Annotated in this window: 11 protein-coding genes and 1 pseudogene; all 12 read right to left on the reverse strand. The window is 29.4% G+C overall.

Annotated features, from left to right (window positions below; all coding sequences use genetic code 4):
- Position 1: 1 nt before the first annotated feature.
- The 12 genes and pseudogenes from EXC46_RS03385 to EXC46_RS03440 all read right to left on the reverse strand — a co-directional run bounded on the left by EXC46_RS03385 (position 2) and on the right by EXC46_RS03440 (position 23,708).
- Positions 2-1,282: an ABC transporter ATP-binding protein gene (locus tag EXC46_RS03385; RefSeq protein ID WP_187468988.1), complete on the reverse strand. Its 1,281-nt coding sequence runs from the start codon at positions 1,280-1,282 to the stop codon at positions 2-4.
- Between the two features lie 7 nt (positions 1,283-1,289).
- Complete coding sequence (locus EXC46_RS03390) at positions 1,290-2,312, reverse strand: ABC transporter permease (RefSeq protein ID WP_027333411.1); 1,023 nt, start codon at positions 2,310-2,312, stop codon at positions 1,290-1,292.
- Positions 2,312-3,334 (reverse strand): ABC transporter permease, encoded by a 1,023-nt coding sequence (locus EXC46_RS03395; protein ID WP_044888847.1) that lies wholly within the window; start codon positions 3,332-3,334, stop codon positions 2,312-2,314. The genes EXC46_RS03390 and EXC46_RS03395 overlap by 1 nt, the downstream gene beginning before the upstream one ends.
- A gap of 47 nt (positions 3,335-3,381) precedes the next feature.
- Positions 3,382-6,471 (reverse strand): ABC transporter substrate-binding protein, encoded by a 3,090-nt coding sequence (locus EXC46_RS03400; RefSeq protein ID WP_027333409.1) that lies wholly within the window; start codon positions 6,469-6,471, stop codon positions 3,382-3,384.
- A gap of 14 nt (positions 6,472-6,485) precedes the next feature.
- A complete protein-coding gene (locus tag EXC46_RS03405) occupies positions 6,486-11,858 on the reverse strand; it encodes a PDxFFG protein (protein ID WP_027333408.1) in 5,373 nt (1,790 codons plus the stop codon).
- Between the two features lie 73 nt (positions 11,859-11,931).
- Positions 11,932-14,838 (reverse strand): hypothetical protein, encoded by a 2,907-nt coding sequence (locus EXC46_RS03410; protein WP_027333407.1) that lies wholly within the window; start codon positions 14,836-14,838, stop codon positions 11,932-11,934.
- A 127-nt stretch (positions 14,839-14,965) separates the two neighbouring features.
- Positions 14,966-15,712, reverse strand: a complete 747-nt coding sequence (locus tag EXC46_RS03415; RefSeq protein ID WP_027333406.1) for a class I SAM-dependent methyltransferase — start codon at positions 15,710-15,712, stop codon at positions 14,966-14,968.
- Positions 15,713-15,819: 107 nt separating this feature from the next.
- Positions 15,820-17,513, reverse strand: a pseudogene (locus tag EXC46_RS03420) (IS1634 family transposase).
- Positions 17,514-17,757: 244 nt separating this feature from the next.
- The gene (locus EXC46_RS03425; RefSeq protein WP_129622186.1) at positions 17,758-18,399 is read right to left on the reverse strand and encodes a hypothetical protein; all 642 of its coding nucleotides are present in this window, start codon (positions 18,397-18,399) and stop codon (positions 17,758-17,760) included.
- Positions 18,400-18,470: 71 nt separating this feature from the next.
- Positions 18,471-19,688 carry an ABC transporter ATP-binding protein gene (locus tag EXC46_RS03430; protein ID WP_027333847.1) on the reverse strand — a complete coding sequence of 406 codons (1,218 nt, stop codon included), beginning with the start codon at positions 19,686-19,688 and terminating at the stop codon, positions 18,471-18,473.
- Between the two features lie 2 nt (positions 19,689-19,690).
- Entirely contained in the window at positions 19,691-20,641 is a 951-nt protein-coding gene (locus tag EXC46_RS03435) for a sugar ABC transporter permease (protein ID WP_027333848.1), read from the reverse strand.
- Position 20,642: 1 nt separating this feature from the next.
- The gene (locus EXC46_RS03440) at positions 20,643-23,708 is read right to left on the reverse strand and encodes an ABC transporter permease subunit (RefSeq protein ID WP_027333849.1); all 3,066 of its coding nucleotides are present in this window, start codon (positions 23,706-23,708) and stop codon (positions 20,643-20,645) included.
- Position 23,709 lies beyond the last annotated feature (1 nt).

Consider the following 23,709-nt stretch of genomic DNA (forward strand, 5'->3'; position numbering starts at 1 on the left):
TTTATGCTCCTTTCTTGTAAATCACTTTCGAAGAAGTACCATCTTCTTTAACGGCAATAATTTCTTTTTCTGGTGTATTAGCAAGATATTTATCTCATAATTTTTGAATTACTTTTGGCGGTTGATAGCTTGGCGCTTTTTCATCAAGTAAAGCACTTTTGACACGGTGTGTTTCTGAAATGAAATAGAAAGCTGGTTCTTGTTCGAAGTCGATTCCTAAAGCATAGTCATTTCTAGGTGCAAAAGCATCACCAACAATATTATTTAAGTTAGCAGGAACACTACCACGAACAGTTTTTAATCTCGAACCTAAGTTAACATCAGGCATACTTGAAATTAAACCTCATGTATAAGGGTGTTGTGGATATTCTAAAATTTCACGCGCAGTTCCTTCTTCAATAATTTGTCCAGCATACATGATTGAAATATAATCACTAATCGAAGCAACAACTCCAAGGTCGTGAGTAATAAATACAATTGATAAATTAAGCTTTTCTTGAAGGTCTTTAATTACATCAAGAACTAAAGCTTGAACTGTAGGGTCAAGTGCAGTTGTAGGTTCATCCATAACAAGAACCTTTGGTTCTAAAGCAACGATCGCTGCAATAACAACACGTTGAATCATACCACCTGACATTTCGTGTGGGTATAATTTCATAACAGCTTCTGGGTCATTAATTTTAGTTAATTTTAAGAATTCAATTGCTCTAGCATATGCTTCCTTGCGGTTTTTTACAACACGATTAATAAGCATACCTTCCATGATTTGTTCTCCAACTTTCATGGTTGGGTTTAAAGTTGACATTGGGTTTTGGAAAACCGCAGAAACAACTTTACCTCTATATTTTGAACGTTCTCAATCTCTTAAACTAAATTCTTCAACATTATTGTTATAAAGTTTAATTTCTCCAGAGTCAATCACAGCATTATCACCAGTTAATCCGTAAAGTAAGGAAGTAATAACACTTTTACCACTACCACTTTCTCCAATAATTGAGTGTACTTTACCTTCGAAAATTTGAATACTTGGTCCACGTAAAACTTTATTTTTCTCACCAGGACGAGCTGGGTTTGTAAATGATAAATAAATATCTTTAATTTCAGCGGCAATTTTTAATTTTGTTCCATCATTAAATGTTTTGTATTGAACATCTTTGTAAAAATCATCTCAATCAAAAATTTTGTTTCTTTGTCTTTGTTTATAGTTAAAGAAATTTACAAAATTTTTAGCTGATTGTTTCATGTTTTTTACTCAAAGGTTGTATTTAACATTCTTTTTCATTGCGCTCCTATCTTTGTCTTCTGAGTGCGTCTTGCACACTAGCTCCGATTAATTGAACACTTGCTGTAATAGCAATTAAGAATGAAGATGGAATAAAGACATATCTTAAGTAAGTTGGGAAGATTTTTTGACCCTCTGAAATTAAGTTCCCTAATGTTGGGACATCATCGATTGCAAGACCAATAAATGCAAGCGAAGTTTCCGAAAGAATAACACCCGGGATTGTGAAGACTAATTGAGTAATTAAGATAGGTAAAATAACTGGAACATAATTTTTAAGAATTTTGTACATTGGAGTACCTAATACTTTTGAAGCAGCAACTCATTCTAAATGTTTAGCACGTTTAACCTGTGCACGAATTTGGTTTGCCATTCCAATTCAACCAGTTAAAGATAATGAAAAGACAATAACTCAAAAACCTGGGTTTAAAATGATTGTTAAAAGAATTAAGATAATGATACTTGGTACAACAGAAATAATCTTGATTAGAAAAGTCATAATCTTATCAAAAATTTCAAATTGCCCCATCATAATACCAATTGTAAGACCAATACATACTTCAATTGCTGTTACAGCAATTGAAAGAGCAAGTGAATAACGAAGACCTCATCAAAGTCTTGCTCAAAAGTCTCTACCAACTGAGTCAGTTCCTAAAATATGAAAGATCCCACGTGAATCTACTTCACCAATTGTTTTGAACTTATCTTGAACATAAGAGAAGTTTGGATCTTGAGTTGTAAAAGGGATAATGATAGCAGCAAGAATAATCATTACAATCAAAATAAATCCAAAGACACCAGCAAAGTTATTAGCAAAACGATAAACAAATTCTTTGAAAAGATTAGATTCTTTAGCTAAATGTTTTCCTTCATTATATTCAAAAGCATTTCCAATAATTTTTCAAGCTTGATAATTAAAAGGTTGTGCCAATGGATTTGGTGCAGCTTCACTAATTGGTTCAGTTGCTTTACTACGAATATCATTTGCTTTTTTAGCAAATCAATTATTTAATTTATTAAATTTACTCATTATTTACCTCTTCTTCTAACTCTTGGATCAATTGCTTCGTAAAGAATATCACGAGTTGCATACGAAACAATAGTTAATAAAGCAAAAATAATGATAAGGAATAAGATGACGTTATAATCTTTTGTTTGAATAGCTTGTAGTAAAGTTGCCCCTGAACCAGGAATGAAGAAGATTTGTTCAATAAAAATACTTCCGATAAATGAACCAAAAATAACAGCAGGGAAGAAAGTAGCAATTGGGAATAAAGCTGGTTTTAGCGCATGTTTTCACACAAAACGGTTTTTAGTTAAACCTTTAAGGTAAGCAAATTTAGCATGCACAGAATTAAGTTCTCTATTAAGCTCTGTTCTAATGTATTTGATATAAACAATGATACTTCCTAATGAAAGCGCAATTCCAGGTAAGATGAAAGTTGAAAAATCATTCATTTCAAAAACATATGGAATTCCGACTGCTCTACCAATGAAAATTAAAACAAGAGCAAAAATAATTGAAGGAACTGATGAAAAGATACTTACAAGCACCGTGGAAACGTTATCAACAATTCCACCAGGGTTTTTTCCAACTCAAATTCCAAGTGAAATACCAATTACAACAGTAAGAAAGACAGAGAAAATACCAACTAAAAATGATTTATAGAATCTAATTCAAATAAATGAATTAATCTCTTGTCCCGGGAATAAAGAAAGCGAAATACCAAAATCACCCCTAAATATCCCTTGAATATAGTTGAAATATCTTTGCATGAGCGGAAGATTTAAACCATATTTAGCTTCAATTGCCTCTCTAGCTTCTGGAGTTTTAGCACTTGCCACAATTGAGTTTGAACCAGGAACAGCGTTAATAAGAAAGAAGGTAATTGAAATAACGATAAGACCAATAATTAAGAACTCAAAAATAATTTTGAACATTCTTCAAAGAGTTTTTAAAAGCGGAGAATCGATAGCAAAAGCTTTTTGTGCAAAGCTTAATTTTTTATTTCTAATGTTTGTAAAAATAATTTTGTTGCTTGATTCAATCATATTAGCAAAATTTAAGTTTTGCTCATCTAAATTTTTTTGTGATTTCACTAGTTTCCTCCTCCGATTGTTCTTGGTAATCCTGGTCTTGGTGGTTTAGTTACATCATATGCATATTGTAAATCAAATGTGAATAATGAACTTACACCACCAACTTTCGTTACTTCTCAGTTGGTATCAACTTCCATTAAAGGTACTACAAAAGCGTTTTCTCTAACAACTTTTTCAAAAGTACCAATTAATTGGAAAATAGCATCTTCTTTTCAACCTTGCTCTATTTCTAAATCAGTAAAGTTTCCTGAAAAGAAAGCATTAAGACGATCTGAATAAGCTTGAATTGATTCATCATTTTTTTGGAATGATAATTCAATTACTTTCTCTCATAAATCTAAAGTTTTATCTTTACCGTCAGAAACTGGTTGCTCTTGCAATCTTTGTCTTGTGCTGCTTGTTATATTTGCAATCTCACTAATTGAATAACTTAAATTCATTCAGAAAACAGCAGCATGTCTTAATTTGGTTTTAGCAATATTAGCATCTTTAACTAATAAGTATTGAAGAAGTTCTTTAACTAAACTTTTTACTAATTTAGTTTCATTTTCTGGATTTTTTTCTAATAATTTAGCTCAAATTTGATCTAACTTCGATTCAGCATAGTTAATAATTGCTGGTTTTGCTTGCGATTGATAAATTTTGTCAAATTCTGCTTTTAATTCAGCATCAGCATTAATAACATATTTAATTTGGACTATAACTGGTTCAAGGAATTTTTCTAATGAACCTTCAAAGTTAGCATCTACAACTAGTTTTGTGAAGTAATCAGCATAAATATAGTCACCAGTTGGGTTGTCCTTAAATCCAAACAAGCTACCTTCTAGTGAATTAAGTCCATCTCTCTTAAAGAAAGCTGAAATATAGTCTTGTGGAGAGTTTCCACCAATTTTGTCGTAGTTTTGGTACACAAAATCGAATTCTCCAGTTTCATAGAAACTACCAAAAACGTTTTCTGGCAAGCTTTTAATTTCAATTTTAATAAATCCATCACTCATTTGTTCAATTTTTTCTTTAACATATTGACCAGCTTTCTTTTGCTCGTCAGAAGAGTTGTTTAAATATTTTAAAGTGATTGATTTAACAGTTGGATTTGCCTTTTTGAATTCTTCAACATAAAATCTAGCTGTTTCTAAATCAAAAGCAAAATCTTCTCTGATTGTATTTTCAAAATTAAATGATTTTGAAAGGTGTACTAAATAATCATAGTTAAGAAGTTCGTACTCTTTATTGTTTTTCGCTCTTAATTTTCTGTTGCTGAAAAACATTTCTAAATTACGTCCATCTTTTGTTTTGTATTGCCCATATGCTGTTCAGTTGTTAACCGGGAAAGAAAACTCTCATCCAACGTATTTAAGCATTTCTTCACGATTTAAAGCATAATAAATAGCATTTCTAATATTTTGATCTTGAATATAACTTTGTCCATTTGATTCTGGATCTAAATTAAATCCAAGCGCAATTGTTCCATAACCATAATTCTTTTTAAGGTATTTTTTAGTTTGAGGATTAGCTCAAAATGAGTTAATTGCATTACCTGGAATTACTGTTTGAGAAATATAACCATCTTTGAAGAAAATTGAGTTAATGTTTCTTTCAACTGAGAATAAAATCTTAATTTTGTTAGGAATAATGTTGTCTACATCATAATATTCTTGGTTTTTATTTAGAGTAATATTTCCTTGTGGACCAAGTACAACTTCTTTTGGATCGAAAGTAAATGGACCACTTGTTAGGAATTTTTCTGGACTTGAACCATAATCATCAATTCCTTTAGTTTGTGTTTCAACATACTTACGATTGATTGGATAAAGTTGCATTAAAATGTGAGATAAAATAAAGTTTAAATCAGGTGTTTTATTTTCATCAAAAATAATTGTAAAACTGTTTTCATCTACTGATAAAGATTGAATTCTAGCTTTTAATGTAGTTGGAGTAGCTGGATCTGTATAATCAAATTCTTGATATGGATTCACATATTGATTTTTAATAATTGTAACTGTTTTACGTTTTGATTCATCATTTGGGAATTTTGGATCACGCATTACAAAATCTTGCACTTCTTTATCTAAAGCAAAAGAAGGGTTTAAATCAAGGTTACTAAAAATATCTTCATTTGTATAGTCTAAAAATAATTGACCTGTATAAAAACCGAATTTAAGAGCAGCTTGTTTAATTTGTTCAACTTCTTTTTCGTCACCTTCTGTTTGAGATTCTCATACTGGACTAGCTGTTTGAACATATGAATATTTTTCAAATGGTCCAGGTACATAACTTCTTCTTCCTCAAGGATTTGAGTAGAATTTTCCATGTTTTTTATTGTATTCATTTTGAGCATTAGCAAAATCTTCAGCTCCACGAATAGACATTTTCTTAATTTGATCGAATTTTTCTGAACCATTGTTGTAGTCAAGAATATATTCAAGATAATCTCTTAAATCTTGAGCAGTAACAATATCACCATTGCTTCAAATGTTTTTGGCTTTGTTAACAAAACCTGTTGCTGCCATATAGTTATTTGAGTTTTTTGGGTTAGGAAAGGCATAAACTGTTGATTGTTTTTTAACATCATCACCTTCACTAGCTCTACCTAGTCCACCAAAGATACCAAAATCATGAAGTCCATAAGAAGAACCAAGAACATTCCCGTATCCATTTTCACTGGCTAATTTCGAAGTTGAAGGATTTGGTTTTTCGTTTTCACCTACTTTAGCTAATGTACTATTGTAATAAAAATCAAAATTAGATGAACCTTTACCTGAATTGGTATCAACCATAACCATATTAAATTTAGAAGTATTTAAGATTGATTTTAAAGAATCAACTGGACCATTTTTTAAGAAAGAATCAACAAGTGAAGGAAGGATTTTGTTAACAGATTGTTTTAAAACATAGTTTAAGTTATTAAGTGGTTCTGTAGCAAGTCCTAAATCATAAGAACTTTTATCTACTGTTGCAATAACATTATTTAAGTATTCTTCATTTTTATCTTTTTCTTTAGTACCACAAGCAGTCGCGATAAATGCTAATTGGCTTGTTGCACCAAAAGTTAAAAGTAAACTAAATAATTTCTTTTTGATTTGTTTCATATTTCCTCCTTCCATTATCCTAAAATGTTAAATTGGTAATTAATTTTAAGAACAACTTTTCCTGTTTTTTCTCCGTTAGCATCTACTTCATTTGTCAAGATAATTGGTGATTGAGAAATTAATTTTCCATTTTCTGCAATAGTCTCAACATTTCCTAATTTCATTTCAACTAAACTTTGTTTGTTTTCGTCAACAAATTCAACATAGTAAGAATGTTTTGGTTGTAAAAGAGTGTCACGATATTTACCCATGTATTCGTAATCAGAAATTCAAGAAGTGTATCCATAATCTTCAAGTTTAGCTTTTGAATTAGGGTCACCTTGTTTTCTTAAATAGAAAATATTGTTAGTATTTTCAATGTTAATTGGTAAATAACGAACAACAGATGGATTTTCAACATCAACAAACTTAATGTATTTTGCTTTGCTTGCATATTCATTTTCAATATATCCAAACATAGCTAAAGCATCAAATTTTTTGTTTCTGAAAATTCCACTAATATTTCTCGAACCTACACCAAAGTTTAATAATTGTGAAATGAAGAATGCTTCTGGTTGATTGTCAATCTTTTTACCATTAAATTCAAGTCTTCTGTCTTTTTCAGGAATTACAACTGGATTTCCATTATCGTCATAAAGCTTCATGTCGATCATATCTTTTTCTCATCTGTCTTTAAAGTAACCATTTGAGTTAGTAATGAATTTTCCAAAATATGATGAATCTCTAGAGTCTGTTTGATCTTCGGCTAAAAGACTTGAATCAATTGTGATAACCTTTGCATTACCTTGATTTGTTAATTCTTTTACTTTATCAGCTAAAGTCCCTAAAAATGAATATAAATTAAGTTTTTCTGAAGCAATATTAGAAATTAAAGTATTTCTGAGTGCTGTATCAGGTTCTTTTTTCGCTTCTTCAAGTTCAGCTTGTAATCTTTCTAATTCTGGTTTAATTTCTTCTTTTTTAATAAATGCAGCAGTTCTTTCTTTGACAATTTCATCTTTTGAAATTAAGAATTTTTTATAAGCATTTAAAGTGATTTGAGCGTTGTTGATTTCTAAATGACTTAATTTAGTGTCATTAATTCAAAGTAATTTTGTAGCATCAACAATATAGTCTAAACCTGTTGTGGCTTCATTTACATTACTTAAATATGAAGGTAAATTACCAAAATTATTGTATGAAGGTACATAAGTTGTTTGCACATAATCTCTTGTAAGTGTTTCTGGGAAACTATAAATATAATCAGTGAATTTATCATTAACAAGAGGTTCTACCCTTGTAAGGTTATAAGTTAAGAAATCACTTGATGGGTTTCCTGTGCTAATTTTGAAGTATGTGAAATTACTAAAGTATGAAGGAGTATTAATTCCATTATTTTTAATTTTAACTGATTGTCCAATAAGTTGATAAAAGTCAAATGAGTTTAAGTTATTAAGATCGCTTTCTGTAGTAACTCCATGTTTTTTAGCAACTTCTAAAATAAGATCTTGAAGTCTTTCAATTGTTATTCCGGTTCTTTGTTTATCTTCAGGGATAAAACTTGAATCTTCATAATAGTTATCACGCAGTTCTGGCTCTAAAACAGTAATACCATAATCTGTTGATAAGATTGCTTGGTTTGCAACAAGCTGTGTTGCTGGGTTGAAATCTTTAATAGTGAAGAAAAGATTTGATTTTGTGAATAATCTAAATCATTCATTAGCTAAAGCTTGATCGCTTGCTAAAATTGACTCGATTTCCGCTTTATTATCTTCTGTAATAGATTTTCTTAATTCTTCTCTAAATTTATCAAAATTAAATTTAGTTTTAGCATATTCTAAATTAATATTAAATTTGGCTTTTGAATTATCGTTTGTAATTCCTACTTTAATAAATTGTGAATAGTCAATTGCAAAATAATCAAGAAATTCTTGGAAGTTAGCAAAAACGAAAGCGCTCTCTTCATTTCCATCCACTTTGATTGTTTCAACATTTAAAAGTGATCTTTCTAATTTGCTATTAATGCTATTAAAAGCTTTGAAACGAATCGCAATTGGTCAAGATCCACTTTCTGGTTCTAAAACAAAGTTATTTTCAGTATCTAAAAATCCAACTGCATTTTCGCTTTGTACATTTTTTGATACTCAAAAACTATCAAAACCAAGGAAATTATATCCATAAGCTTTAGTTAAATCAAAACGATCTGCGAAGTCTTGTAATCTATTTGTAATACGATCTGAGAATAAATCAATTGATGTTTTTGATGTTTGAACAAATGGGAATGAATATTTGCTATTTTCATTAAAGTAAACAACTGAGTTTACTTCAGCAAAGTTACCTTCATATGTAGCATCTTTTAACTTCATAATTGCATCAGAACCTGTGCTAATACTATCCGGCATTTGGTCAGAGATGTTTTTAGCGAAATATCCTTGTCTAATGAAGAATCAGTTAAGATAGTTGTTATTAGGTGATAATGCTAAATATGAGTATCCTTTACGTCTTTGGTTTTTATATTCATATCCATACAAGTTATAAAAAGGATCTTTTTCAACTGCATCTTTTCTTGTTAAAACAGATTGAGTTCAAATTGTTCATGGTTCACTTTCTAAAAGTGTATTTAAACTAATATCAGGCTGTCCACCTAAAATAGTTGACAATTGGTTTCAACCACTATCATTACCATTTGCTCTAATTAAGTTAAGAATACCTTGTTGAATAGCATTAACTTTTTTCTGTACATAATCTCAAGATTCATCTGATAATTCTTCGTAAAGTGGAACATCAATAACTGGTGAACCATCTAAATTGTGAACATTAATTTTAGTCACAAGGTATTTATGATTTTGATTTTGTTTTGTTTCGATTACTTTAACATCAACATTTCCATTATCTTGAATTACATAAGGGATTTGCTCCATTCTTCCGTCAAGCACAATATTTAAAATATGCTCATCAGAAAGAATTTCAAATTTTCTTTCTTTATTGAAAGCAGACATTTTACCTTCAATAAATGGGTTTAAAGTACCAGAATGTCTATCAAATGAGTTAGCAATAAACATATCACCAAGACGTACATCTCTTAATTTAGCAGCTTGCTTCATAGTTTCATAGCTTTGTAAGAAACGTCTAAGTTTGTTATCAATAACATCAAAAACATTGTCATTTGATTTAGTTGAACCTCAAATATCATCATCAGTTTCTTTGTAGATATCATTAGAATTTACTTTATTGAAAGCAAAGTTAATAAATTCTCCATTAGGTGTTTCGTTGCCTAATGCGTCAACTCTAACAATGTTAAGTCCAGTTCTAGCATCTAAATAATTTTTTAAAGCATCGTATGAATAGTATGATTGAATGTTTGCTCCACCACGGGTATTTAACGCCCCAACAACAACTGAATTGTTTTGATTATTAAGACCTTGTGAACCTTCAAGAGTATAGTGGTGTCCATATTCGTGAGTTCCAACATATTTTAAGAAATCAGTTGAAATTCCAGGATAGTTTTCAATTAAAGCATTAAGAATTAAAGGTAAACCAATTCTATCTCCGTCATTAATTCCTTTATATGGTCCATCAACCACTTTATATTCATAAAATCCTTGATCATTGATAGTTTCTTCAATATGAGGTCCATCAAGTTCTTTAAGTAAATGTGGATATTTAGTTGTAATAATATCTACAAGTCCTGAATAAACTTCATTGAAAAGTTGATAATCTCTTGATTTTAATCCACGAATTGGATTTCCTTCTTCGTCTGTTAAATTAACATTTTCAGGTCCTGGAGATAAAACGATTGGTTTAATTGATCCTTTGTATCCGATTGCTTTTTTGAAGTAGAAAAATTCTAGTTTTTTATTGTAATTAGATTTAATTTCCTTGCTGTTAAAACTTAATACTAATTCACTCTTAATTCCAGGCAAGTTTCTTTTTGTAATGTTTTCTAAAATAACATCCAAGTTTCATGAACCGTCAATAAGTTTTTCTTTACTAAATTCAGAAATTTTATATAAAGAGTTTTTTTGGATTCCTGATTGTCTTAATTTATCTTGTGCTTCAGCTAATGAACCAAAGAATTGTATTTCTTTTGTTCCATCTTTATTCTCTTTTTGGTGAACATAAAGTTCTTTATTTAAATAACTATTAAAGTCATAAAAGTCAAGGAAATTATCAATTGATCCATTAATTGTATTTCTGAAAGTATCTAAACTGACAATTTCAAGGTAGCTTCCAGGAACTTCTTTGAAGAAGTAATCAAAGTCTCCATGTTCTTCGCTTTCAAATGAAACACGCATTGAAATTGGTGTTTTACGAGCTGATGGATCAACTAATTTTTGTTTCACAACATCTGCAACTTTCACTTTAAATAAATCACTAAATTGAGCATTTTTAAGTAACACTGGTTGCTCTTCTTTAAGCTTATTAAACTCTTCTTCTGTTGTATTAATAGGTAAGATTAAAATTGGTTTTTGTGAAATCTTATTGCTTTCTGAAAGAGTAACGCTAACTTCATTAGCAGAATCTTGATCTTCATAAGCTAAAAATTCTTTATCAAAAAGTCTTCCAGGCATTAATAAACCTTGGAAATGCTCGATGTTTGGTGTTGCATCTCTTGAAATATCGTTATCTTCAGCATAAGAAGTTGTAAATGAACGTTCTTCGTTGTTCATTAAAGCGGTTGCTAAAGGAATATTCGATAAATATTCTTCTAATGTTTCTAAATTAACATTTTTACTAAAAGCACTATAACCTAATGAATCTTGTGCAAGTCCACGTCCACCAGCTTGGTTAAAAATCGGAAGCGAACCAAAGAAAGCATCTGGGAAGAACTTAATTTCACTTGATTCTTTACGGTCAGTTGAGTGTGAACCTAATGTAATTGAGTTACCACGTTGTTCTGCACCAGGTACAATTCTGAAGCTTTCTAATGTTAAAATATCTGGTCCTCAAGCTACTTCGTTCATAAATCATTTACTGAAATTGATAAATTGTTTTGGTTTTACAGCTAAAACATATTCATTGTAAAAACTAAATGAAGCATATTTCACTTCTAAAACAAAGCTTTCTTGATATCTCTCAAAATAAGCTCTAAAAAATGTTTCTAAATCCATTTTTTGGCTAGGTTGATCTAAAAATCAAAATAATGTTCCATCTTCATTAAGATCAGCAACTTTATTTTCTTTTAACGGATCTAAAATTGATAAAGTAGGAGCTAATTCTCCATCACTTTTACGAATTTCAGCGTATCTGTTAGCTAGTTGTTCTTTTGAGTAAGGACGATCAGAACCTAAAACCTCATCAGAGTTTTGAGCATATTGGTACATACTCCCATACGCTATACCAGCACCAGCTGCGATCATACCTAATGAAATTAATATTTTACTTTTTAAACTTAATTTTTTTGCCATAGGTATCCTTTCTTGTTAAGTATGAAAAAAACCATATTTAAATATTTGACAATATGGTTTTTCCAAAGTTAAATTAATTTTCAGAATCTTTGATGTATTCTTCATTAATTTGTTTAAGTACTTCATATGAAGCCACTTCACTAGCGTAAATATTAGCTAATTTGAATGGACTTAAAATAACTTGTTGACCACTTCCGTAGTGTGAAACATTATATTTAGCATAGCTTGATTTTAAGAAAGTAAAGTTAGGGTTATTTAAGAAATCATAGTATTCTTTTCTAACTTCTACTAATTTGTTTTTAAGCGCTTCTAAATTATCAGCATTTGCTTTTTTAGCTTCAAGATAAGCTTCGTTTGCTTCAAAATATCTTTTTTCAATTTCTAGTAATTTTGCTTTTACTTTATCAGAACTATATTGATCATCTTCTGTGTTATTTTCAATATCATCAATATCTAAATTAGTGATATGAATGTATGGTTTGTTTTGAGTATCTTCATGACCAAATGATCATTCTGTTGAGTAAGAATTAAATAATTGAAGTGCTCCGGTATCTGGTTCTTTCCCGGCTTCGTTACTTAATTGTAAACTACTTAATTCAGCACGGTTTTTAATATTTCATTGACGAATTAATGCATATAACTCTTGGTTTGGAACGATGTAGTTTTGGTAATTTAAATCACCAGCTTCATATGTTGCTTTAGCACTTTCGTAACGCTCTTTTGCAACAACTTCATTTTCAATAACAGTCTCTTTTCTTCCTTTGTATTTTTCTTTAAGTGAAGCAAAAAGTTCTTTTTGACTATAACCAATAGATTGCACAGTTTCCATATTTTCAAATGCTTGCTGAATTTCATTAAAATCATTTTTATAATAATCATCAAAAACTCATTCTCTAAAAATTGTGTTAGCATACTCTGGTTCAATATTTTCACAAATTGTTTTAATATTGTCATAAATCTCTTTAATTTTTGCAAGTTTCTCTTTGTATAAAGTAACTTTTTGTTCATCACTTAATGATGAATCATCAAAATTAGGTCATTCAAAGTTGCTGAATAATGGGAAGATTTTCGCTTCAAATCAAGTTTTTTCAGCAACTGATTCATCATAATCATTTTTTGCATTATTCATCTTTTTAAGTAACTTATCAGATTTAGTTTTGTATCTTAAAACAGCTTCCAGTTCATCAGATTTAGGATTGTCTCCTAATAATTTTCAGTAGTCGTAAATTTCCAACATTTTTTCAGCATATTTTTCTAATAAAAGAAATGCTATATATTTATCAAATGCTTCAACAAATGTTCCATCTGACATTAGCATTGCTTTACTTCTTTTGTCTCTAATTGAATTTTTTAGGTCTGTATATGGTCTAAAATCTTCAGGTTCAAAATCATACTCTTCATTTTCACTAATTTTTCTGCTTGCTTGAAGATAAAGTTGTCATACTTTATCTTTTAATTCATCGATTTTAGCAACAATTTCAACTCTTTTAGCTTCAATTTCTGCTATTGGAACAGCTAAATTAGTAATAGATAAATTAGCTTCGTTGAATGTTCCTAATATTTCATAATAGGTGTTTGCTTTAGCGTTGTATTTATAATTTGAAGTGTTTTCAAGATATTTTCAAAATTGATTTCAAGTTCTTCTATATCCTAATGAAGTTATATAATGCTTGCTTCCTTCAGAATTTCAAAAGTTAACCATATTTCTTCTTGTTTGAAGGTAAAATACATCAATTTTAGCTGTAGTTTCACTATCATAAATACGGTTATAAAGCGGATACTCTAATAAGTAGTTTTTACTTAAATTTAGTCTAAATGAAGGGTTTACAACATCTAGTCCAACGCTATTAGATGGGAAAACATATTTAAGTGCATAGTTTTCTTCAAGGAAAACATATGAAAAAACTTGTTCAGCATAATTTGCATTTTGAAGTTTTACTTTTGCGTATTGACTAATAATTTGTTCAAGGAAAGAAATAAGAGTTGTTTTAATTTCTGGACGATCATACACGCTTGCGTCATTCGCTTCTATAGCAGTTTTAATTCTCTTGAAGTTTTCAATTCTTCAATCATAAAGATCATCAATTGCTTCACTTTTTGGATAAGGTAAATCGTAGTTGAAAAGTCTTTTGTAAGCATCACCAATTTTCTTAATTCTTTCCATAGTAATTGCTAAATCAACACGGAATTGATTTCTATTTTCATATGTTTCAGGTGTATTTCTTGTGCTTTCAAGTGAAAGTTCTGTTGATTGTCTAATGCCTTCTGCATTTGTAATGTAGTTAGCTAAAATTCTTTGTGATTCAGGATCTTTTGGTGCTAGTGTATTTAAGAATTTAAGAAACTCTGTGTATCAATCGATTAAATATCTTTGCGCTTCCATTAATGCAAATTTACCTGAACGTTGTCTTGGTAAAAAGTTAGCTTTTAACTCTGCAAGTTCTTCACTTAATTCATTTCCGTTGTGAACAGTTGCTAATGCAAGATCTTCATTGGCTTTTTTAAGTTCTGCTTTAAGTTTTTCAATTTCGTCATTATTTACTGTTTTTTCCAATTCACGATCAGCCACCATGTTCTCAAGTTTTGAATTTGCTTCAGCCACTAAATTTTCATTTAAAACGTGTGCAGTTTTAGTGTTTTCTACAACTTCAAAAAGTTGTGAAGACCAATCTTTAAGTAAATCTTTATAAAATTGACCTAAAGACTCATTAACTCTTGCTTTTGCAATTGTTGTTTTAGCGTTTGCAAAGTCTTCTTTAAGTTGTAAGAAGTTTTGTTTTTGTTTACGATAAAAATTACTTGATACTTTTGAATTATTAATGATTTCTAAAGCTGTTTCTACAAGTTTGGCGTTTTTCTCAAACTCACTTTTCTCTTGCTCTTGTGCTGCTTTTTGTGTGTCAACACAAGATGCTAAAACAGCAAAAGTAGGTGTCGCTGCTGTTAGTAGAGAAGAAACTAAAAGTATTTTTTTCTTCATATTTACTCCTTTTTGTATTCTAAATGTCTTTATTTTCTTATTTCTAATGCAAATAAAGTTGGAATTTTTGCATTAATATTAAAAAGTATACCAAATTATACTCTTTTACCCTTATTTTTAGTGTTTTTTAATCTTTTGCACTTGTTTTTTCAATTAAGTAATAAACTGCATTATCTGAAAATTCTTTTGCTTGCAAGGTTTCTTCAGCAATATTGTCACGATAATCGTAAAAAGTTGGTTTTGGTAACCCAGCTTCTTTAAGCAAGTCCATAATTTCTTCGATTTCATAATAACAAAGTATTCCTAGTTCATTTTCAACTTGATAAGTTAGATCGCCGAGTCTTTCGTTTTCGCTTTTTTTAATTTGAGAAAAATATTTTTCTCGGTTGCGATCGCCACTAATTGTTGGAGCTGTAAAAGCTAAAAAACCATTTTCTTTTAAACTTTTATAAGCATTTTGTAATGCTAAAACTTTATTATGATGATCAGGGATTGTCATTAGTGCATTAAAAGTAAAAAACATAAGGTCATACTTATTTTTGCCATAAAGACCAAAACTAGTTAAATCTCCGCAAATAAACTTAACACGTTTTTGGAGTTTATGTTCTTTAGCTAATTTTCTTCCTAAATCGATTGAAAGTTCAGATAAATCATAGCAATCAATTTGATAATTAGGCATAAGTAAGCCTAAATTAATTCCAAACCTCCCAGGGCCTGAGCCTAAATCAGCAATTTTAGCGTCTTTTGGTAAGTTAAGCATTTCTAAAATCTTATGTTCTGCTTGTAAAATACCAACATTGTAAATTGCGTGTCCATAATGTAAAAGTGATTTTTCCGTATTATATGCTGCTATAAATTTTTTTGTATTTTTCATAAGTAATTTAATTATACAGTGAAAGCTCCCCTGAGTTTCCAAGTTGTAATGAAGAAAAAAACGAATACACCTATAAATAAGGCGTATTCGTTTTTTGCGCTTTTAAATTACAATGATAGACCATCGACTGCATATTGAAAATCACTATATATTTTGTTTAATTCCTTATGTTCTGGGTCTAAATTATTCTTGATTTCACTTACAACTTTACCATTCACAGTCTTTGTTGTGATTGTTATAAGTTTCAATGCATCTATAAACATATTCATTGTGAGTTTTTGGATCTCTCCATTATCTTTATAAAATTTCTTTAATTTATAAATGCAATATTTCAAAACAATTAGAGATAAAAAGCATAAAATACATGAGATTGAATATGCTCGTCTTTATAGACGTACATCGGTCTAACTTCGATTGCTGATTTTAAAGTTCTAAAACCTTCTTCGACTTTTCATTGTCCCTTATATATTTCATTTGCTTCTTTTGAATCTATATTTGTTATGTTGGTTTCAATCATATAAAAACCATCTTCATTAGCGACTTTTTTAATTTTTTCGATATTTAATCTTCCAACTGTTTTACCATCTACATCCATATACTTTTTCTTATATTCAGGAACCAAAGCACTTAATGGTAATTCACCGTTAATAGACTTTTTCTCCAATTTATTAATAAGATTTTGTCTTTTTATTTTGTCTAAAGTTTGTTTGGAAGGGCTAAAATAGACAAATTGTTTTCTAAAAGTATCGCTATATCTTTTTTTATTTTTATTTTTATTTTTAGCTCAAACAGATTGGACGAATCTAGATTTAGTGAAATAATCATTTTCTTGAACAAACCCTTGATCATTTACTATAAATGCTTTATCTTCTTTTCCAAGAATATCAATACGTTTCTGAACTATATATTTATATCCTTTTTGCTCTAAATATCTTAAATTTGCATTTTGACTAATACCCTTATCAGCAACTATTATTGTGTCTTTTGTTTTGTAAATCCTTTGCATTTCGACTAAAAATTTCACAAGAGTTTTAGAATCTGCAGTATTTCCTTCGAAAACTTTATAGTGAAAAGGAATACCATTATTATCAACTGCCATAGCCACAACAATTTGATCTTCATCATGCTTTCCATCTTTAGAAAAACCTCTTTGTCTCAAACCATCTCTTGAAAAACTTTGAAAATAAGCAGTTGTATTATCAAAATGCATTAATTTTGTGTTTCTAGTTGTCAATTCTTGCATTTTGTTATAAATATTGACTAAAATTGTATTTTTATATTCTAAAAAAGTATCAAAATAGTTATAAATTGAAGATTTTTTTATATCTATATCATGTAAAAAGTCATTTTTGTTTTTGTATTGACAAATATAACTTCTTGGTTGAATTATTCTTGTTGCAACAATAAATTCTAATACTTCTTCTAAAGATTTGTGTTTAGTTTTCGGTAATCCTTTAAATAAATCTAGTTCTTTAATTACTTTATAAATCAATTCAATACCAACATTTTTCACATTTGTTTCGACAGATGTTGGTTCAAGCAATTGAAAAAATTTGGTTTTAACTTCAATTTTATCTTCTCCAACAGGAACTAATTTAGCAATTGGTTTTAAATCATCGATGTTTTGCAGAGAATATTTTTCTTTAATTTCTTCTCAATAACCTAATCCAACTAAATTACCAATCCCTTTACCATATCCTTTTGATATTCCTAATGCAATGTAAATTCCTTTTGGGTTTTTTCTTTTATACAGAATGTAGTTACTCATATTTATATTATACATTATTATCATTGTAATCATTGTAAAAAATTAAAATAATTAAAAACTGTACTTATATACTATGTATATAAGTAATAAGGTAGAAGGTATAAAAAAGAGCTTCCAACTTGGAAACTCAGGTATTATATGCTGCTATAAATTTTTTTGTATTTTTCATAAGTAATTTAATTATACAGTGAAAGCTCCCTAGGTAGTCAAAGAACGCTTTTAGTATATAAAAATGCACCTACTCATGTAGGAGTAGGTGCATTATTTGAAATATTAATTATTGTTCTTCGATAACTCTAATTTGTTCTTTAAGTTTTTTAGTTTCAGCAAATCTTGTATTTAAGAATTTTGATTTTGTTAAATATCCTAATTTCTTTTTAGCTACGATTGATATGATGAGAGAAATAAAGGTACCAAATAAAGCAATTCAGAATCATTTGTAGCTAATTACGTGGATTGTTTCTTTAATATCGATTGAATATTTTGCTCCGTCAATAATTTCAATTTTTTGTCTTGCAAAATAAGTTGGTTGTGGTTGAACTGAAATTGTAAAGAAAATAAGAGCAAAAGCTATTGTGGTTGTGTAATATAAAATTCTAAAATATTTATCACCATTGTATTTATTAGTAAATAAGTTAATCAAAATTCAAATAGTAAACACAAACGCAACAAACATAAAACCTAAAGCTGATAATTCTAAACTATAGAAAATAGTTTTAAGAGCATAACCAGGTGAAAGAGCTCAAACTGTAGCATCATCTGTTGCTAGTTGTTTGCCTGGCTCCTTACTTTTGTTTTCTTCGATAAGTTTAGCCAAAATAAGTCTTTTATCTTCGACTAAATATTGTGAATAAGAAATCGCTTCAAAAATCAAGATAGCAAGAATGAAAAAGATAAGTGTTGCCAAAATTATTAGCATAAATTTTCTTTGCGCGTAATTTCTCGAAAGCGATCAATTACGCAATTTGTTAGTTAATTTCATTGTTATATTTAATTAAGTCTCATTGTTGTTTCTTTATCAAATAAGTGAATTCTGCTTTCTTCAAATTCTAAATAAACATATGAATAAAGCTCGTATTCAGCGCTATTTGAAGCATTAACAATAAACTCAATATCTTTATTAATTTTGACAGCAACTAATTGATCTTTTCCGATTAACTCAACATTTGCAATTTTACCTTTAATACGTCCTGGAGCATCTTCTGTGAAAATACGAATATCTTCACTTCTAAATCCAGTTACAATTTCTTGATTGTTTTTTACATTCTTTTTGTTCTCTGGAAGTGTAAGAGGAATTTTAACATCACCATCAACCGAAACAACTTCACCGTTTTTATAAACAGCATCAAAAGTGTTCATTGTTGGCGAACCGATAAATTTAGCTACGAAAATGTTAGCTGGCTTAAAGTAAAGTTCTCTTCCTGTTCCGTTTTGTTGAATTTGACCATCATTGAAAACAACAATTTGATTACCCATAGTCATCGCTTCTAATTGGTCATGTGTAACATAAATACTTGTTGTGTTAAGCATACGGTGAATATTAACAATTTCTCTACGCATGCTTTCTCTTAATTTAGCATCAAGGTTTGAAAGTGGTTCATCCATTAAGAAGACTAACGGTTTTCTTGCAATCGCTCTACCAATTGCAACACGTTGTCTTTGTCCACCAGAAAGATCTTTTGGTTTACGATATAAATATTCATCGATTTTAAGAATTTTTGCAACATCTTTAACACGACGATCAATAATATCTTTTCTTTCTTTAGCAATTTTTAAACCGAATGAAATATTATTGTAAACGTTCATGTGTGGATAAAGAGCATAAGATTGAAAGACCATTGCGATATTTCTTTCGTTAGGTAAAAGGTTATTATATCTTTTTGAGTTAAAAAGTAAGTCCCCTTTAGTAATTGAGTTAAGGCCTGCAATCATTCTAAGAAGTGTAGTTTTTCCGCAACCTGAAGGCCCTAAAAAGATACAGAATGTTCCAGGTTTAATTTCTAAATTAATATCTTTTAAAGTATATTTTTCATTACCTTCATATTTTTTAGAAATATTAACTAATTGAATATGTGCACCATTAGATGTATTTCCAATTTCACCAATTTCGCTGATCATTTTTTCTAAATCTAATTGTTCAAAATTTTGAAGTTCATCTAATTCGTTTGTTTCTAAAATAATATTTTCGTTTTTCTTTTTAAATAACATAACTATCCTTTCACCGCTCCATCACTTAATCCACCAACGATGTATCTTTGAAGATACATAAATAGCATAAACGCAGGAATAGAAGCTAATAAAGTCCCCATAGTGTAAGCTCCAGCTTGAATATCTTGTTGGTCGTTAAGGAATTTTTGTAACCCTACAGCTAAAGTTCTTTCTTTATCGTCTACAAGCACAAACTGTGGCAGAATAACATCTGTAAATGGAATAAGAAATGATCATAAAGCAACCATTACAAGAGCTGGTTTAATAACTGGTAATAAAATTTTGAAAAATAGTCCTCAGTTATTACATCCATCTACTTTAGCTGAATCATCTAATTCTGCACTAACTGTATCTAAATAACTTTTAACCATAAATGTATTACCTGCAATCGCACCACCAGAATAAATGATAACAAGCATTGAAACTGGCGAAATGTGAAGTTGAGCACCCATTGTTACTAAAATATATAAAACAATAAGTGAAGATGTAGCAGGTATCATTTGCACTAACATAATAATTGTTAAAGAGTGTTTAGAACCAGCAAATTTGAAACGAGAATATGCATATGCATTAAGCGCAACTGTAACTGTTGAAATAATAGATGTTAAAGTTGCGATATAAATTGTGTTTCCATATCAAGTTGTAAATGAACTTTTTGGAGATGTAAATAAGTATGTTAAGTTGTCAAAGCCAAAAGAAAATGGTGTAACACTAACATAACGAGGGTTTGAAGTATTAAATGAAGCAACAATTAATGAAACGATCGGGAAGAGAATAATTAAAGCTCAAACTATTAAAATAAGGTAATTAAAGAAGAGTCAAATCATTTCAAGAGGTGTTGGGGGTTTAGTATCTGATTCGTTAAATTTCAATCTTTTTGGTTGTAATTTCTTTTTCGAAACATTTGTTTTATTAAATGTAAATTCGTAAAAATTATTTTTCTTAAATCACATATTAATCTCTCCTTGACATTGATTTGATAAATCCTCTTGCTGCTAAACCAATACTGAATAATGAGGCTAATGTTGCAAGTGCAGCTCCGAATGCTTGGTTTCCGTCGATTTTAACTGCACCAGTTGTAAGTTTATAAACTCATGAAATGATAATGTCTGTTGAAGCTTCACCGAATGTAGTTGCATATGAATATGCAGGACCACCACCAGTGAAGATAGAAATGGTTGTAAAGTTGTTAAATGCCGCAACGAATTGTCCAATTAACATTGGGGCAATCGCTAAAAGTAACGAAGGTAAAGTAAGGTATCAAAATAGATGTTTACCTTTCGCTCCATCAACCGAACCAGCTTCATAAATATCTTTTGGTATCGATTGTAAATTACCTGTAACAAGCATGAAAATTCATGCATAACCAATTCATGTTTGAACTAAAATAACTAAAACTCTAGCTGTTCCAATTTCTTGCAATCATGAACGTGGTTCAATATTAAATAATTTAAGAAGAATAAAGTTCACTAACCCCGTTTCTCCTGATGCAAACATGTTTTTCATGAATCCAAGAGTAACGAAAGCAGGAATTGCTCAAGGTAAGATGAAAATTAATCTAAAGTATTTTTTACCAATTAATCTCTTGTTATTTGCAAGAATCGCAATTAAAAGACCTAAACAAATTGGCAAGATAGTAGATGCAAATGTTCAAATTAATGTTCAACCTAAAACGTTTCCGATTGATTGAATTAAATTTGCTTTTCTAAAGATTCATCATTTTCCTCATTGCTCTAATCCAACTCAATCTACTGTTTGTGTAGGTGCTTGGTGGTTAAATCCAAAGTTGGTAAATGAAATTAAAATAGATGTTACAACAGGAGCAACTACTATAAAGATCATTAAAAATCATCCAAAAAGTGAAATCATTCAAGGGAAACCTGATGTTTGTAATCAACGTTTGGTATGACTTCATCTGCTTGCACGCGATCCTTGATAAAGGCTTTTTGCTACTCTGCTTGCACCAATTGCAGATACCGCAAAGTATATTATTGAAAAGGTTAAAAGAATAACCGAAACTACCCCTCCAAAAAGGAAGTAACGCGCATCAGGAAAATGACCTAAGTCAGCATTAAATCCGCTTGCTCCAAGGTCTATAAATCCAAAAATACCATTCATATTAGAAGTATAGAAACCTAATGAGAAAGGAATCGCAAATCCTCAAACAACTGCTGTAAAGAGCAACATTAAAATTCCTTTAATGTATTGTCTAAAGTATGTTATTTCAGGTAAACCAGGACAAATAAATCCTAATATTGTTGCAATAAGTTTAATGTTTTTATGTGTTTCAACAGGTATAGTTTTTTGCGCTTCATTAATTTTACTTTCATAAATTTTACGGTTAACTTTTACTTCCGCTCTTCTACGGAAGAAAAGACTCTTTAAAATTTCTCTATTTTTTAAGATTTTTGATTCAAGTTTAACTGTATATCTAGCTTCTTTAGCTTTGATTTTAATTTCAATTTTTTTGTTCTTAACAGCTTGTTTTGAAATTTCTTTATTTTTAACTTTTTCACTTAATTCTTCTAGATCTTTTTTGTAAACTTTGTTAATTTCTCCAAATTTTACTTTTGCATCCTCTTGCTCTTCTTTGAACATTCCATTTACTTTAAGAATTTGGAGTTCAAATTTAGCTAGAATTTTTTCTTTTAAGAATTTAATTCTAGTTTTTCTAGCTTCAATAAATCATTCTCTTAAAGCATTTGATTCTTCTTGTTTAAATTCTGCTTCATAACTGTACAATCTATATGTTTTTGATACATTTTTAAGATATTCAGATTTAACAAGTGCTTTTGCTTCTTTTTTAACTTGAAGTAAGTTGCTGCAGTTAAAGAAGTATTTAAAAGCAATTTTGTATAAAGCATAATGTGGGTTTGAATCATGATTTAATTCTTTTAATTGATTTAATGTTTTATTATAAATTGCTTTTAAAGTTCCTAAATCTGTCACGTTTTTGTGCTGATCATTTAAAGTGACTTTTGAGTCTGTTTGTTTATTAATAAAACTGATAAAATCATTTGCGTTCTTGATTAGAAACTTGTATTCAAAAATTGGTAATAATTTATCTTTTTGCACTTTTAATACGCTACGTACCTTTTGTGCTTCTGATTTAATTTGCTTAATTTTAGCTACGTTAGCTTTTTCGTTAGCTAAAATTTGGGCTTTGTGGTTTTTGATTTTAGTTAAAGCTTCTTTTTTGTAGTTTTCAGCTTTTGTTTTTAATTCTTCTGTTTTTAAATTAAATTCATTTTCTAATTCGACTATTCTTTGGTTCGCGCTTAAAATGATGTTATTTTTCTCATTTAAGTAAAGCTCTCTTTGAAGCTTTTTAGTTTCATTGTATTTTGAAACCAAAAGATCTTTTTGTTTGATTAATTTGGCTCTTTTGATTTCTAATTTTGCATAAAAATCTTGAAGAAAAGCTGATGGATCATATTTTGAAGATAAAAACTGAACTTCATATGCTGATAAATAAGGTTGTAATTTATCAAAGTCAAAATCACGATCTTGGAATTTCTTAAGGTAAATTAACACAGCATTAAATAAACAGTGTTTTTGGAAAAGTTCTGTTTCTGTTGAATTAACATTCTTTTGTAATTTTTGAATGTTTGCTACTTTATCTTCAAAGTCATCACCAGTGTGTTCGAGTGAATAGACAAAATCTTTAACATATTTTTTGTTTGCTTTTTTAGTGCTTCTAATTTTTTTGAGTTCAAAATTGATTAGTTTTTTAACATCATCTACGAAAGCAAGTTTTTTGATTGAATCTTTGTAAACTTTAAGTTTATTTAAATAAGCAACTTTATTGCTATCTAATTCTCTTTTTAAATTGTCATTGATTTTGGTTTTAGCTCTTAAAAACAAGTCTTTTTCAACGTTATATCTAGTTTTAGTGTTTTCACTTAAACGAGTAAAGACGTTATTAACTTGGTGTTTATAAGCTTTTAAAGTATCTGCAGTTTCTGGTAATTTGCTTTCAAATTCTTCACCGTATCAATTATAAAGTTTAAGCTTCTCCATT

It is taken from the genome of Mycoplasmopsis glycophila, from assembly GCF_900660605.1.
Lineage (GTDB): Bacteria > Bacillota_I > Bacilli_A > Mycoplasmatales > Metamycoplasmataceae > Mycoplasmopsis > Mycoplasmopsis glycophila.